Origin of the sequence: Fictibacillus aquaticus, assembly GCF_002245695.1 — a bacterium.
Taxonomy (GTDB): Bacteria; Bacillota; Bacilli; order Bacillales; family Fictibacillaceae; genus Fictibacillus; species Fictibacillus aquaticus.
Genome location: NZ_NOII01000003.1, coordinates 669,301 through 684,955, shown reverse-complemented (window position 1 = coordinate 684,955; position 15,655 = coordinate 669,301). Strand labels below are relative to the sequence as shown.

Annotated in this window: 15 protein-coding genes; all 15 read right to left on the bottom strand. The window is 47.4% G+C overall.

Translation table 11 applies throughout. The features are described from left to right. Positions 1 to 68 precede the first annotated feature (68 nt). Positions 69 to 1,082 carry a UDP-glucose 4-epimerase GalE gene (galE, locus tag CGZ90_RS13775; protein ID WP_094253075.1) on the bottom strand — a complete coding sequence of 338 codons (1,014 nt, stop codon included), beginning with the start codon at positions 1,080 to 1,082 and terminating at the stop codon, positions 69 to 71. Positions 1,083 to 1,100: 18 nt separating this feature from the next. Further along, a complete protein-coding gene (locus CGZ90_RS13770) occupies positions 1,101 to 1,427 on the bottom strand; it encodes a helix-turn-helix domain-containing protein (RefSeq protein ID WP_276206768.1) in 327 nt (108 codons plus the stop codon). A gap of 38 nt (positions 1,428 to 1,465) precedes the next feature. Further along, entirely contained in the window at positions 1,466 to 2,542 is a 1,077-nt protein-coding gene (locus CGZ90_RS13765) for an acyltransferase family protein (protein ID WP_094253074.1), read from the bottom strand. Then, complete coding sequence (locus CGZ90_RS13760) at positions 2,542 to 3,939, bottom strand: sugar transferase (protein ID WP_094253073.1); 1,398 nt, start codon at positions 3,937 to 3,939, stop codon at positions 2,542 to 2,544. Before CGZ90_RS13760 ends, CGZ90_RS13765 begins: the two co-directional genes overlap by 1 nt. Before the next feature lie 61 nt (positions 3,940 to 4,000). After that, the gene (locus tag CGZ90_RS13755) at positions 4,001 to 5,053 is read right to left on the bottom strand and encodes a glycosyltransferase family 4 protein (RefSeq protein ID WP_094253072.1); all 1,053 of its coding nucleotides are present in this window, start codon (positions 5,051 to 5,053) and stop codon (positions 4,001 to 4,003) included. Next, entirely contained in the window at positions 5,028 to 6,269 is a 1,242-nt protein-coding gene (locus CGZ90_RS13750; protein WP_094253071.1) for an O-antigen ligase family protein, read from the bottom strand. Before CGZ90_RS13750 ends, CGZ90_RS13755 begins: the two co-directional genes overlap by 26 nt. Beyond that, a complete protein-coding gene (locus CGZ90_RS13745) occupies positions 6,259 to 7,683 on the bottom strand; it encodes an oligosaccharide flippase family protein (RefSeq protein WP_094253070.1) in 1,425 nt (474 codons plus the stop codon). Before CGZ90_RS13745 ends, CGZ90_RS13750 begins: the two co-directional genes overlap by 11 nt. Before the next feature lie 9 nt (positions 7,684 to 7,692). Beyond that, on the bottom strand, positions 7,693 to 8,307 hold the full coding sequence (locus CGZ90_RS13740) for a CpsD/CapB family tyrosine-protein kinase (protein WP_094253069.1): 615 nt from the start codon (positions 8,305 to 8,307) through the stop codon (positions 7,693 to 7,695). Beyond that, a complete protein-coding gene (locus CGZ90_RS13735; RefSeq protein WP_094253068.1) occupies positions 8,300 to 9,022 on the bottom strand; it encodes a YveK family protein in 723 nt (240 codons plus the stop codon). Before CGZ90_RS13735 ends, CGZ90_RS13740 begins: the two co-directional genes overlap by 8 nt. A gap of 25 nt (positions 9,023 to 9,047) precedes the next feature. Continuing rightward, complete coding sequence (locus CGZ90_RS13730; RefSeq protein WP_094253067.1) at positions 9,048 to 10,433, bottom strand: sugar phosphate nucleotidyltransferase; 1,386 nt, start codon at positions 10,431 to 10,433, stop codon at positions 9,048 to 9,050. Continuing rightward, positions 10,430 to 11,617 carry a glycosyltransferase gene (locus CGZ90_RS13725; protein ID WP_094253066.1) on the bottom strand — a complete coding sequence of 396 codons (1,188 nt, stop codon included), beginning with the start codon at positions 11,615 to 11,617 and terminating at the stop codon, positions 10,430 to 10,432. The genes CGZ90_RS13730 and CGZ90_RS13725 overlap by 4 nt, the downstream gene beginning before the upstream one ends. Before the next feature lie 402 nt (positions 11,618 to 12,019). Next, positions 12,020 to 12,949, bottom strand: coding sequence for a Tle-like phospholipase domain-containing protein (locus tag CGZ90_RS13720; RefSeq protein WP_094253065.1), 930 nt, complete (start codon positions 12,947 to 12,949; stop codon positions 12,020 to 12,022). A gap of 311 nt (positions 12,950 to 13,260) precedes the next feature. Further along, positions 13,261 to 14,496 carry an aminopeptidase gene (locus CGZ90_RS13715; RefSeq protein WP_094253064.1) on the bottom strand — a complete coding sequence of 412 codons (1,236 nt, stop codon included), beginning with the start codon at positions 14,494 to 14,496 and terminating at the stop codon, positions 13,261 to 13,263. 209 nt (positions 14,497 to 14,705) lie between these two features. Continuing rightward, positions 14,706 to 14,948, bottom strand: coding sequence for a DUF2584 family protein (locus CGZ90_RS13710; RefSeq protein ID WP_094253063.1), 243 nt, complete (start codon positions 14,946 to 14,948; stop codon positions 14,706 to 14,708). A 173-nt stretch (positions 14,949 to 15,121) separates the two neighbouring features. After that, a complete protein-coding gene (locus CGZ90_RS13705; RefSeq protein ID WP_094253062.1) occupies positions 15,122 to 15,646 on the bottom strand; it encodes a type 1 glutamine amidotransferase domain-containing protein in 525 nt (174 codons plus the stop codon). Positions 15,647 to 15,655: the final 9 nt, after the last annotated feature.

Sequence of the window (15,655 nt, the reverse complement as noted above, 5' to 3'; positions counted from 1 at the left end):
TTGTATCCGGAACAGCTTTTTTATAATACTCTCCTTTTTTATTAACCATACAATCCCGCATAATAAACTTACACATGCTCCACACTGCTGCTCATCACTTCCCACCGCCACGCATCGGTCAGCATGTCTGACAGCGTGAAACTAGCAGTCCAGCCAAGCTCTCTCGCTGCCTTCGACGGATCGGCATAGCTTACAGCGATGTCACCTGGCCGGCGGTCCGTGACCACATACGGTACTTTCAATCCCGACACCTCTTCAAACGCCGTAATCACTTCAAGCACGCTGTACCCCTTGCCTGTACCAAGGTTATACGCCTCTACTCCGCTGCCGACCATCAAATTTTCCAGTGCTTTTATATGGCCGCGAGCCAAATCGACAACATGAATATAATCGCGTATTCCCGTTCCGTCAGGTGTTTGATAATCTGCTCCATACACCGACAGCTTCTCCAGCCTTCCGACGGCTACTTGAGTAATGTACGGTGTCAGGTTGTTCGGCACATCGTTTGGCTTTTCGCCAATCAAGCCAGAAGGATGAGCTCCGACCGGGTTAAAGTAACGGAGCAGTGCGACACTCCACTCACTATCAGCCATCCATAGATCACGCAGCATCTCCTCTAGCATCTGTTTCGTCCTGCCGTATGGGTTTGAAGCGCAAAGGACGGCATTTTCGGTCAGAGGCACGGTTTCTGATTCACCGTACACAGTGGCTGACGAGCTGAACACGAAATTTTTCACACCGAATTCCTGCATCACGTCACAAAGTACAAGGGTCGAGATGATGTTGGTTTGATAATAATGAAGCGGCACACGGACCGACTCCCCGACAGCCTTCAATCCGGCAAAATGGATAACCGCTTCAATATTATTTTTGACAAAAATTCTTTCGACCGCTTCTCTGTCTGTCATATCCGCTTCGTAAAAAACCGGCGCCTTGCCTGTGATTTTCGTTATACGCTGCACCACATCACGAGAGCTGTTGCATAAGTTATCTGCGATCACGACTTCGTATCCTGCCTCTAAAAGCTCGACCGCTGTATGGCTGCCGATGTATCCTGTCCCGCCCGTCACCAAAATGGCCATCTCCGTATCCTCCATCTCCTAATGGATTTCGTTAAATTGATTCTTCAAAAACAGATACTCTTTAAATTGCTCCTTTGTCACTCCGATATCGATCGCTTTATTAACGAGCGCGATCCATTCACTGTCGAGCTTTCCCATGCTGTCATCCATGAGCAGCCAATGCACCGGGATGCCAAGCACACTTGCCAGCACCTCGAGGATATGGACGGTGGGATTGCATGTATTCTCTCTCTCTATGAAACTCAAATACGATTTGGCCACTCCTGACTGCGCTGACAGCTGGGATATGGAGAGGCCTCTCGCCTGCCGGTATTTTTTTAGCCGTTTCCCTATCAGTTCGCTCACCCCTTTTCAGATAATTATCATTCTGGATGAGTGTCTTTCTATGAAACTTTCTTTTTTACTCGTAACAGCTGTATTCGGCTGCCTCTGCCCTCTCTAACCGCAGCCGCAAGCCTTTTCTCTACATGCTCATAAACCAAGCATGAGGACAGGACAGTAAGGATGATGACGGCACACAGCGAAACGAAATGACCGAACATTTCATCTAGCCCGAGTTTTCGCCATAAAAGAATATACAGCTGAGCGATCGGTCCGTGCGCGATATAAATGGAGTACGACGCGCTGCCAAGATACAGAAGCACCTTCGGGGAGCGTCTCACCTTTTTCCGATCAGCCGCCGCAATTCCAAGCATAATCAGGAACGAAAACACACAATAAAAATAGGGCTCGTAAATCTCAACCATACTGTAAACGTTGTTCGTCCAGACAGCGAAATATCCGAGAATTCCCGCGCCAGTTATAAGCAGCCATATTCTCTCCCACTTGAATCGGAGAAAGAGATAAGCAGCGAGGCATCCAGCAAGAATTTCTATCATGCTGAAGCTGAATAAATAGTCGTTCAGCACGGGGACAGCACCGATTTCCATTAGTAGGACCAGTCCCGTCCACACGGCGGCTGCTATCTTCATCAGCTTTGGTTTTGCCAGATAAAGAGCATACATGATGTAAAAGAATGCGATGTACTGCAATGACCAAGTGACTGACAATATAGGTTCTGATGGCCAGAGCAGAAGTGATTTTATGATGACTAGCGGGTGCCGCTCCTGTTCTTCCCCTAGCATTGGAAACAGATACAGCAGCATGACCGCCATGAATGTAACAAGAAAGTATAGTGGATAGATTCTTTTTAAACGTTTGATTAAAAACGAAATTGCTTTGCCTGGCACTCCGGCAGAACGGCTGTACAAATACGCGATCATAAATCCGCTCAGGACGAAAAAGAAATCAACGCCGCCGGTCCTTCTCCACTCAGATATATGAAACCAGTCATAATCAAAATAACGATGAAACAGCCCGCTGACATGTCCGAGCAGAACGAAAAGGATAGCGATGGCACGAAAGCATTGAATGAGATTAAATTTAATCCTGCCATCATCGCGGTAAACACCCGGTGCCATTATAATTTCGCCTCTAAAACAGGCTGGATCGAGTTTTCTGCTATCGTTTCTTGATTCATCTTCACACCCTGCGCCTGTTCGCGCTGCAGTACGACCCTGATGGTCTGCAGCATGATTTTCACATCAAAAGCGAGCGAACACCTTCGCACATACAGTAGATCGAACCTTAGCTTATCCTCGACTGTCGTGGAATAGTTGCCTAGCACCTGGGCGAGGCCGGTGATTCCTGGCTTTACCATTAATCTTGATTCGTAGTTTGGGACTTGTTTTTTAAACTGTGAGATAAAATGCTGCCGTTCAGGCCGCGGACCGACTATGCTCATATCTCCCAGCAGGACATTGATCAGCTGAGGCAGTTCGTCAAGGCGCGTTGCACGTATGAATCTGCCGACTCCTGTGATGCGCGGGTCATTGTCGGAAGCAAGCACCGGCCCTGTCATCTGTTCGGCGTCATGCCTCATGCTGCGGAACTTGTAGATCATGTATGGTGCTCCATTAAGACCGATCCGCTCCTGCCGGTATAGTGCCGGCCCTTTTGAGGTGGCAGGTATCAAAACGAAAAGCAGCAGGAAAATCGGGCTTGAAAAGTGCAGAAGAACGGCAGACACGGTTAGGTCGAACAATCGTTTCGCAGACTTGCGGGATATTCCCTGACGTGCAGGCTGGATGGACAGCACCGGCATGTCGCTGATCTGCTGAAGTGCTGCGTCCGCAATAGAAAGCTCATATTGCTGCGGCACGATCAGCACCTCTTTTCCTAATGCTGAGGCAATACTGATGATTTCATTTTTCCGTTTTTCCGCAATATGCGGACTGACCAGCACAGTGTCAGCTTTACCAAGAGCTGGTTTCAGCTGACGTATTTTTGCGGCATGAAAATATCCGCTCAACGTGTACCAGCCTTTTTGATGCTGCAGCAGTTTTTCGGCGAGGATATGGCTGTCCGCGTTCCCATCCGCTACGATCAGTACCTTTTTACCGCCAAAGTACTGTTTGGTCATGTACCAAATGCTCATCCGGCTTGCCGCAACGAGCATGGACTGGACAAAGAAGGCTTGGATAATTAGTGCCTGCTGCGTTAAAAGCGGCGCTGACTCATTCCAAAAGCATGCCGCAAGCAGGGCCATGTTATAAAGAAACAGCGCAAGAGTCACAAGATAGATCAGATGAGACGCGCTCTTTCTCCGCCAGTCGGAATAAAGATCGAACATATAAAAAAACAAGATGCATGAAGCGGCGATCCATTGCAGCGGCAAGTGCTGAAGGCTTTCCGCATCAGGTAAAAGCTCCAGCTTCTGCTGAACATAGTGCGCGGCAAGGAATCCGGCGTATACAAGAAACATGTCTGTTAGAGCGAGTGAAACATAGTACATCCGCGCGCCTAAGCTATTGCCCATTTTGCCTCACCTCACAATTGTTTTGTTCTTGATAAAGAACAACATGTGTAAAAAAAATATGTTAGATTGTCATGTATGACTCCAGCGTGCGCTTCACCATGCTGTCTAGAGAAAATTCGGTGACAGCCTTCATCCTGGCTTGATTCACGAGCCGCCTGCGGATGACTTCATTTCCCTGCAGCAGCAGGATTTTCTCGCAGAACTCTTCCGCACTGTGGCTTGAGATCAAGTAACCGGTTTCTCTGTCGTTTACCGCCTCTTTTATGCCGCCTTTGTTAATTGAGATTACCGGTGTTCCGACCGCCATCGCCTCAATAATGACCATCGGGAAGACCTCGCGGTTAGAGGTGAGCAGCAGAACGTCCATCTCCCTGATAAAATGCTGCGGCTCCTTCACCGCGCCGATCATCTTCACGGTGCTTTCAATATCGAACTCAGTAATTTTCCGAGCGAGCTTATCATAGTCCGGTCCGTCTCCTCCTATATAAAAGGAAATTCCCGGCACATTCCTCAGCCGCTGTGCCACTTCGAGAAAAAACGCATGATTCTTCTCCTCCGAAAGCCTCGCCAGAATCCCGACCTTAAACGTGCTGCCGTTATGACTTTTCTGGCTGTACGTGAACTGCTCCAGGTCAACACCGTTATAGATGGTCGTGATCCGCCGCGGATTCAGTCCAAATGTCAGCAGATTCTCTTTTTCAAATTCACTCACCGTGATGATACGGTTCACATACTTGTTTAAGAGATTAGCAAAGTAGGTGCTGTACCGGTTTTCGGCGATCGTCACATTGTGCTTTGTATAATAGATGCGGAAAAATTGGCGCATCGTTTTTTTCAGTAAAATCGCATACAGCACCATTCGCAGGCTGTTCGCGTGAACAAGGTGGATGTTGTGTTTCTTAATCATGTTTCTTAGCCGCATCAAATTCATAGCATGATTTTTCCGGCTCAGCAGTTGAAACCGTTCTTTTTTTTCGATGCTTCTGTACAACTCCCCGCCGCCAGCCGCTGTAAAGAATGACATATTTTCATGATGCAGCCGGTTCTCAAGCTTGCAAAAATAAATCTCCGCACCGCCCATCTCCAGCTTATCGGTTAAAAGCAGGACGTTCATCGTACCGTACCCCCTTATTCTTCTTCGGAACCCCGCTCAAATACACAGCGAGTATAGCGAGGTACAGAAAAAACAAGTCATTGATGATGATCGACAGCGACGCCATCTGAAGCATGAACCCGATGAAGGTGAGAAACAAATACGGCTTTTCCCGGTGAACGCGGTTTTGCAGCAGCTGCACCATCACAAACAAAAGAAACAGCAGAAACGCCGAAAACCCTAGAATTCCGGACTCTGACAAAATATCGAGAAACGTGTTATGCACACGCAGCGCATCGCCGTATTCGTACGTGTTATAGTCTGGAAAATTGTAAGCCCCTACACCTGTCCAGATGTTTTCGTTAAAATAATCCCACGCCCGCCCCCAAAGCTCGAAACGTCCGCTGCCGCCATCGTTTGAAAAATCGCTGATCCGCGACTTTAGCACACCGTATATATCAAACTTCAGAAAGCTGACCGCGCCGTACACTCCAACCACGAGTGAAAGGATGGCACCTCCCGCAAGCTTCAGCTTTTTCCTCGGTGAAGGAAGGATAATGATGTACAAAAGGAAAATCAGGAGCATAACCGCAATTCCGCCTCTTGAAAACGTCAGGATGTTTGTCACGAGGCAGAGCATAAGGCCGAACCGGTTTTTCCATGAGCCTGAGCTGCACAGATAAAACGCGAAGAATATCGTGTTGTAAAACACATAATAGTTCGGATCCTGCAGCAGCCCGATAAGCCGTGGATAATCGCGGTCGATGAGTACGCCGAACGATGTGATCATGTCACCTTGAAAGACGAAGCCAAGACTTTTCAACCCGATAAAATACAGCACGAGGCTCGCACCGTTAAAGATCAGACCGACAGTGGATAGCGACTTCTCGATCGCGTTCGGTCCTGCATTTCCAATCAGGGCTTTCATGAAAAAGTAACAGCCAACGTAAATGACGATGCCGATGATGATACGGATGCTCGACATTGGATACAGCGCGAATGCTCCGGTAAAGCTGTACACACCGTAAAACAGCAGCATCGCGCACTCGAACAGCTGCAGGCGGTGAAAGTAAAAGGATGCCAGATGGATGAGAAAGAAGAGTGCTAGAAAGATCATGTGCGGCTTGATTGCAAAGCCGACATATAGGTTATATTTACCGAGCATCACGAACAAAAATAATAGAAACAGAGATACCGCTCCTGCCCTCTGCTGGGTGCTGTGCGCCTTAAGCTCCATGACCCGCCTCCTTTCCTCTCACCTTGACGATAATCTGGCCGTAAATCTCTTTATCTAGCATCACAAAGCAACCTAGCAAACTTAGATGGATTGCCGCAGCCGCAAATGGAAAGCTGCCGAGTATCGCGTGGACAGCAGCTGTCGATCCGGTAAGAAATGCGAGATACGGAAGCACCGCTCTTTTCGCGATCTCCATCTTTGACGGGAGAAACAGCCAATATCCTGCAAGTGCGATGATTTCGATTGCAAGCCCTGCATATGCGGCTCCTTGCAGTCCGTATAATTTGCTGCAAACAATATACAGGATGACGCCGATTGCAACAGACATCCCCTGCACCAGGGTACGGTACGTCTGCCTCCCTCTTGTCGTCAGCCCGTCTGCTAGTGCGATGTTAACCGCCTGCACAGTAAGCATGATCGATAAAATTTGCAGCAGCTCAGCTGAAGCGCTCCATTCTGCCCCAAACAGCACACTCACTGCCTCGTCACTTAGATAAAAGAATGGAATTGTCAGCACCATCCCGAAAACCGCCATCCATTTAACGAGTGAGATGTTTGTTCTCACGTGGTCTGTATCATTTTTTTCATGATACAGGCGGAACATGACCGGCCGGTAGGCTCCAGCGACGATGAACGGAATTTGCTGAAGCGCCTGCGGAATGCGATAAGCGACGGCAAAAAAGGCGACATCTGCCAACGTCATCGTCCGTTCTAGAACGAGCGGACCAATGTGAGGCAGGATAATGAACAGCAGTCCGGCTAAGGTGAAATAACCGAATCCATGAAGCAACGTTTTGTGAAACGGCGCGTGCATCGGAATGCGGACGTTTTTCATGACGAGCCAGAGACCGAACATACCAGCCGCCAAATAAGAACAGCCATACAAAAGTGTGATGGCAACAGGACCGAGCTTGAGAAGCATGCCACCGGAAAGAAGCGAAACAAGGACAAATGAAGATGCCATTCGCACGCGGCCGATATATTGCATCTGTTCTGTCATCTGAAAGTAAGCTGCCGCGATACTTTGAAGCGCAAGCCCCGTGACCATCGGTATACACAGCACCATCGCGGTCATCATGAGCGATGAGTTGCCGCCATACACCAGCCAAATAATGACGAAGCCGACGAGAAACGATGCTGCGAGCAGCAGAAGCCTCACTTTTATATAAGAAGCGAGAACACCCGGGACGTCCGCATTCTTTTTTGATCCTTCTCTTAGCGCCATTTCACTTAGTCCGGAATCGGTAAAGTATCCAAGAATCATCGCGCATGCGAGTGCAACGCTGAACTGGCCGTAGTGCTCAGCTTGCAAATAACCGGCAAGAACGATCAGCGCACCGGCATTAAGCGCGCTCGCCAGCGCCGTACTGTAAAACAGATGAAAAATATTGCGGCCGATCGAATTTCGTGCCATTCGCTTCACCTAACCTGTCTGGCAGATCACACCGTAAATCGTTTGTTCGGTGCGGAGAAAGTGCTGCTTCACTGCTGAAAGTTCTTTCCTTTTTGTCTTGTTCGTTTTGACGACAAGCACGGCGCCATCACAGCTGCTGATCAATGTTCCCGCATCCGCATCGCGCAAAAATCCAGGCGCGTCGATCAGAATGCAGTCAAACATGCTCTTCGCCGCATCGACGATCGTCTTGATCCTGTCATGCTGCAGCAGCGCACTCCCGTTTCCTGCCGTAAGCAGCGCAACTCGGTTGATAAACGTCGCGTGAACATGGTCTATGATGAACTCTTTTCTTTCCATACATTCGGTAAAACCGTTGTGGTTGCGTGTGGAAAAATAGTCATGCAGCGAGGGTTCTCGCAAGTTGGCATCAATCAGCAGCACATTCTTGCCTTGTTCAGCGAGCGCTGCACCAAGCTTTGCCGTTATCAGCCCCTGCTGCTCGGCGCCGCCTGGAGATGTGACAAGGATTGCCGCCTTACCTTTTCCGATACGGCTTTCAAGGTTTGTCCGTACCATCCGGATCTGTTCCATCCGAGTTAACGGATATTGGACCGATGATTTTTCTTTTCGCGGACTAAACACCAACCTCGCCCCCTCTCGTCTTTTGGATATTGGATACGTATTTTTCGGAGTGAGTGCGGCGGTTTTCTTTCTTCTTCAAATTCACCTCACCAAGAAGAGGCAGCTGAAAATAGTCCTCTATTTCGCTTTCTCCGCGCACACTGTCATCCAAATATTCACGGAGCATCGCCAGAAGGATCCCGAAAAATAGACCAGCCGCCGTTCCAATCGCAATATTTAAGATGCTGCTGCCAACCTGTTTTATAGATGCATCTGCTCCTCCACTCTCATTTTTCACCTTTACCTCAAGAAGTGAATTCATTTTTGCCGCCGAAACATCAGCCACACGCAGCGCCAGTTCTCTGGCGTACTCCTTGTCACTGTCCCTGACAATGATGTTAAGAATCTGAGAGTCCTTGTTGTTTTGCACCGCGATTTTATCCTCGAGCGTTTTCAGCGTTTCGCCTGTAAAAGGTGCTGTTTTGCTCACCTCGCCGAGCACGATCGGGCTCTTGATTAAGTCCATCGAAGACGCCAGCTTTCGGTAAAACTCCTGAGTTTCCGTTTCAACCTGCTTGCCGACAATAATGTACTCTCTCGCTTCAAATGTAGGCTTTATGACGTAGATTGTAAGAACCGCAGTCAGCAACGCGAAGCAAATGGCCGTAGCCACAATCAGGAAAGCTCTTCTGTACACAATGGAGAAAAATCTCCGCAAATCAATCCTGTCATCCATCTTAAATCCCCCCGGATGGTTGATGTTATAGCGAAACAGCAGGCTTTTTGCCTCTGCAATGGCGTTCCACCTCGTCCCAGCTCATATAAATGCGGACGATATCCTCTTCAATCAGCTGGCTGCCCGTCTGCACTTCGATGATTTCCATGTCGGTTATGGCGCGTATCCCATGCTTGGCACCGGCTGGTATTTGCAGCACATCACCCGGCTTTACTTGAAAAATCTCGTCGTTCAGAGCAAATTCACCGATTCCTTTAATGATCGTCCACACCTCGCTGCGATAGTCATGCGTCTGATAGCTCAAGTTCTGCCCAGCTGTCACACCGATCCGCTTTGTCAGCACCTCTGCATCCTTTTCCACCTTTAAAAAATCAAGCACCTTATACCAGCCCCACCGGCGCTCTTCGTACATCGGGCGGTGTCCAAGGTCTTTCGCGAGCGTTTTAACATAATGGCTTTTTTCCTTATCGGACACAAGGATGCCGTCCGGACTTGCCGCGATAACGAGATTAGAAGCCCCAATCACCGTCACCGGTATGTCGAGCTCATTGATGAGATGCGTGTTCACGCAATCATCACTTAACATGCCGGCGCCAAGCTTGTTCCCTTTCATCTCATCTGTAAGCGTGTTCCACGTCCCGAGGTCCTTCCAATAGCCTTTGTACATAACTGCCACAACATGCTCTTCTTTTTCCACCACTTCATAATCAAAGCTAATGTCCGGCAGCTCGCTGTACCTTGGCAGAAGCTCACTGTATTGCATCGGAAAGCCTTTTTTAGCGAGAAGGGAAAGAATGTATCCAAGGCGGAACGCGAACACTCCGCAATTCCAGAGCGCATTATTGTTCATCAGTTTCTCTGCCTGCTGCGTGCTCGGCTTTTCAGTAAATGACGCCACGTTCATCCACGTTTCGTGCTCTCCATTATCCGGCACGATGTAGCCGTACTTTTCGGATGGATAAGTTGGCTTCACCCCAAGCAGCGCGATGTTTGCATGAGATTCGTGAATTACCTGTTCAAGCTCTTTAATTTTATGGAAAAAAGCCGTTTCCACGTAAGGATCAACCGGCAGCACCGCCATAACCTCATTCGGATCTGCCATCATTTCGGAATACAGATACGACGCGGCGAGCGCGATGGCTGGAAACGTGTCGCGCCTTTCCGGCTCAACGACCACACCGCTGTGCTTTCCAAGCTGGCTTGAAATCATATCCACCTGTGCCTTGCTCGTCGCGATGACCGTCGAGCTCGTCAGCCCAGCCGCACTCAGCTGTCCCCATACTCTTTGGACCATCGACTCTTTTTCACCAAAATCGTTTTCCAAGACTTTAAGGAACTGCTTGGAACGGGCATCATTAGACAGCGGCCAAAGCCTTTTGCCAGAACCTCCTGATAAAAGTACAAGCTTCATCCTGTCACCTCATTTAAACGTTTTTTCTGAATCACATCTCGGTAAAACTGCTCGAGCTGGCGGTTCAAACGCTCCCATCGGTAATGCTGCTCAACAAACTGGCGGGCTGCTGCTCTTGTCTGCTCAAGCTGTGCTGGCTTTGAAAGGAGCTCTGTGATGGAAGCAGCGAAATCTTTGTCTGAGTTGCGAACGAAAATTGTGTCGTTGTCGCGCCCGCCAATCGGGTCGTTCACGATCGATGTCGTCAAGACCGGAACGCCTGCAGCCATTGCCTCAAGCACCTTGTTCTGCACACCAGCCCCTGTCTGCAGCGGGCAGACGAACAATTTCGCCCTGCGCAAGTATGTGCGTATATCCGGCACTTCGCCAGTTACGACGATATTCGGGTATTTTCCGCTCAATGCGATAATGTCTTTGGTCGGCTCGCGTCCGACGATGTAAAGCTTGAATTCGGTGATTTTTATGTGCGGGTAAATGTTCTGGATAAAGTGTTTCACACCCTCGCGGTTCGGCGCGTAAGACATATTGCCAACAAACACGACGTTGTTTTCTGAGGTAAATTCGTGCTGATAGGAAAAGTAATCGAGGTCAACGCCATTGCTGATCGTGGTCACAGTGCTGTCTGATGTAACAGCAGCTTTGTCTACTTTTGAGATGAAGATGCCGCCGTCATAACAGACAGCCGCTGCTTTTTCTAAACGTGCGATCCGTTTGGATTCGAATGAGAACACCGGGTTGAGAAGTGATCGTGTAAATGCAGTGCGCCGGTTCAGGTTCAGTGAGATGCAGTCAACAAAATCAATAACATTAGGCAGCTCTTTAATAGAATGAAAGTAAGGAAACGTCCGGACGAGCTGGCTGTGAACGATATCGTAGTAGTTATTTCGGATGGCGTGGTCTATGGTGCGGGTGAAGTTTTCGCTTGTGTAAAAAGCAACCTGAAGCGGTGAGCTGTTTTTCAGTCCTATCACCGTATTCTTGAGGGCAGTAATTTTGCTGAAGGGAACAAGATCCACTTTTGAGCAAATCTTCGCAAGCTCTTGGGGTACGGTACCTTGTCCAAATGAGATCAGATGAATGTCATGCCCAAGCTTGTGCAGGCCCTTCAGCTGCTGATACGATCGCAGCTGATCTCCCTTCCGAGGAGGAAATGGAACACGCGGCGTGATATATAAAATTCTCAAAGCCTCACCCCCTTCGATTATAAAAAGAACACTTTCGTTCTTTTTATAGAACGTTTTGTTACAGTATAGTACATACCCTAAATGCTGGCAAGAATAAACATACAGGCTAAAGTTTTAGTTTATTGTGGTGTGTACTGAGGTGATGAGTGTGTCACAGGAGGTGCAAATAAATGGAGTTTCTTGCAAATAAAACGGGTGTAAAATTGATAAACAGGTTCATATGCAATTAATATTTTTATAGAAAATACGTTTTGCAAATAAAAATTGATATCTACAAATAAACCCGTTAAATCTGCAAATAAAAGTTCATGATTCGCAAATAAATCTGTATATCAGTATTCGCCCCTCATTAAAAAAATCCCGAAAACAGCTTGTTTAGCTGTCTTTCGGGATTTTACTATTTTAGAAGCTTTTAAGAGAATGTCCTTGAAACATTTTGCCGAAGCCCGATTTGTTATCGTATAGAAATTTCATCAGCTGATTATCGGACATTTCACGCAGCTGGCTCTTACTGTAGCCAAGCTGATATAGATTCTTGATGTTCCTGTCATAGTATTTTACTTTGCCAAGATACTTAAATTCGTTTGGTTTCACAACAATAAATTCATTTAGCACTTCATTTTGGATTACATGGTTCGTCACATCCGATTCACTGTCCATGTCTTCCCAGTCTGCTGACGGAGTGTGCTTTATGGACATCGGGATCGGATTGAATGTTACGGCTTTCGATATGGATTTCTTTTTAATCTTTCCATAATATTTATATTTGTTGCTGCTCGTATTATAAACCGTATTGTTTTCCGCATCTAAAAATAGCTTTTGAGAAAGCCATCCACCAAGCGAGTGCCCGGTGAAAAACCAATCATATTCTCTATATTTTTCATTGTTTTTGTAAAAGTAATTTAAGTATAAATGAGCGTTTTTCACTTGAACGTTCTCGTCGCCCGTCGCCGCTCTCAGATTATTATGCCAATCTACCCACCCGCCGCTTGTTCCACGGTAAGCAATAACCACTTGATCTTTATCATTGTTCACAAAAACAGACAGCGAAAGACCTGAAGAAATAGCACCGTTCGGTCTGAACGCCGCATGATAAGGATTGTAAACGTCATCGATTTGTTCAACAAACTTCCACCCGCTCGGAAGCTGATTCACGATGCTGGATTTCTCTTTTCGCGCGTTCACATACGAGAGTTTAGAAAACTTGTAAAAAGTTTTTGTGCTCGGCGGCTCAGACGCTTGCGCCTGGTTAGTTTTTGAGAATAACATACTTCCTGAAGCTAGGGACAACACTAAAAGTAGTTTAATAAGATTAAAGTAACGTTTTTTCATGCAATCGCTTAACCTCCTGATTTTTCGTTCATTGTAACATTCTATATCAGAAAAGTTTATTGTTCTTATAACATGGATTTAATTGCTAGGTGGGTTGGGGGGATGGGGGTTAGACTGATGGGGGTACGGTACCGCCACAATTTTCAGTATAGAAAAGCCGCACCATTTCCCGTTTTTTCGAAAATGAATTTTCCGGAGTACCGTACCCCAAAATGTTTTTCCACATAAAAACGCCATAAATGTCCATGCCGTATGGACATTTATGGCGTTTTGTCTTTTCGGGGTACCGTACCCCCAATTATTTAAAACTGTTATACCGCCCAGTTGCCGTCTTTGAACAGCTGGATGCGGCGGCCGTCACTGTATTCAGCTTCGATCTGAAGATCAGCTGATCCGATCATGAAGTCCGTATGCCCGCGGCTTTGGTTAACATCCTTCGCCTCAAGCTCTTCCTTGCTCATAGCTCCTCCGCCATCTACTGTCATCGTAATCGCCGTGCCGACTGCGAGGTGGCAAGATGCGTTCTCATCATACAGCGTGTTGTTGAACACGATACCAGAATTAGAGATTGGCGAGTCATGCGGAACGAGTGCCACTTCTCCAAGATAGAGCATGCCTTCGTCGATGCTAAGCAGCTGCTTCAGTGTGTCTTCGCCTTTTTCCGCTTTATAGTCCACTACTTTTCCGTCTTTAAACGTCAGGGTAAAGTTTTCGATCATGTTACCCATCACAGACAATGGCTTCGTGCTCGAGACCGTACCGTTCACGCCCGTTTTAAGCGGAGTTGTGAATACTTCTTCTGTCGGCAGGTTCGGTATGTAATATGTGCCGAAAGTAGAGTGATGTCCTCCGCCAACCCAGATGTGATCCGGATGAAGATCAATACTTAAGTCTGCAGTTGCAGATTTATAGTGAAGTGTTTTAAATTTCTGCTCGTTCAAATAGTTCATTTTATCAGTCAGCGTGCCAACATGCTCTTCCCAGGCTGCCACTGGGTTCTCTTCGTCCATGCGAACCGTTTTAAAAACAGCTTCCCAAAGTGCCTCGACCGCTTCTTCTTCATTTTTGTCAGGAAAAACAGATTTCGCCCAGCCTGGAGTAACAGAGCCAGCGATCGCCCAGTGAATATCCCCGCGCAGCTGTGCCTCGGAAAACTTCTGAAGCTTTTCACCGCGGTTTTTCTGAACCATCATCATGCGCTCAGGCGGAACCCCTTTATAAGCATCCGGGTCATTTCCTGTTACCATCAATAAACAGTCATGATTTTCAGCCAGGCTATGATATTTGTCGATGTCCCACTGCTGCAGGTCATTTTGAAGCACTTCTTCAGAAGCTCCTGTATAATGATAGCGGTTCGACTCACTGTCGTTCCAGTCAATAAACACTTGCTTTGCCCCGGCTTCGTACGCATGCTTTACAACAAGGCGTGTAAACTCAGCCGACTCGATCGAAGAATTGATCTGCAAACGCTGTCCTTTCTGTACATTCAAGCCTACCTTAACAACCAGTTCAGCATACTGATCAAGCTTTTCCTTGAACGTTTTCATATAATTGGCCCCCTATATATGTATCTGAATCATATTATACATCTTTATCTGAAAATTAAAAACAAATAAATAGACTACATAGTTCAGGAAATGTGCTGAGTTATCTTTGGGGGTACGGTACTCGCACACTTGAAGGTTATGCTGACGGTGAAAAACAAGGATGGGGGTACGGTACCAAAGGTACCGTACCCCCATCCTTGTAACCTTTTTTAGTTCACCCCGTGCAGGCTCTCCAGGTCATATACCAATGTGGTTTTACTGTTCTTGAAAGTCAATTCGCGCACGATCGCAGTCCCTGCTTCACCGCTTTTTTCGCTCTTTCTCACATTTACTGGAGCATCGAGCTGAAACAGATGATAGCCTTCTAACTCCAGTTCAAACAGATTACCCGCTAAGCGCTTTTCTTTTCCGTTTGTCACAATCGTCCCTTGCAATGTCAACGGCATCGGCATGGCAAACACTCCTTTATAAAGTCTTACAAAAAGCATACCACTCATTGGATAAAATCTAATAGTAATAAAAATTGTGCACTAAAATAAACACTAAAAAAATTGTAAAAAGCAGCGAAAGTCCACCGGAGATGGACTTTTGCTGCTTTTTGTCTATATGGGGTACCGTACCCCCATTACTTCCCTGCCAGCACCTCAACGAACTCTCTCATGTAGTCTGGGAGATCAGGCGGACGGCGGCTTGAGATGAGATGGCCGTCGACGACAACCGGCTCGTCCAGCCACTCGCATCCTGCATTCTCCATGTCATCCCGGATTCCTGGCGTGCTCGTGACCTTCTTCCCTTCCAGTACTTTTGCCGAAATCAGCACCCAGCCGGCATGACAGATCTGGCCGATCGGCTTTCGCTTTTCTTCCATGTGTCGGACCATCTCAAGTACCTCCGGAAAACGGCGCAGCTTGTCCGGCGCCCAGCCACCTGGCACGAGAATGGCGTCATAATCCTCAGCTTTTACATCGCCAAATGCAAAATCGCTCTCAGCCGGCACTCCATATTTTCCGATGTACGTCTCGCCAGCCTTCTCACCAACAAGATCGACCTTTGCTCCTTCTTCTCTTAAACGAAGTATCGGATACCACAGCTCCAAGTCTTCAAAATCATGATGCACAAGGCTTAACACCTTTTTGTCCTGTAATCGCAATTGATCTCC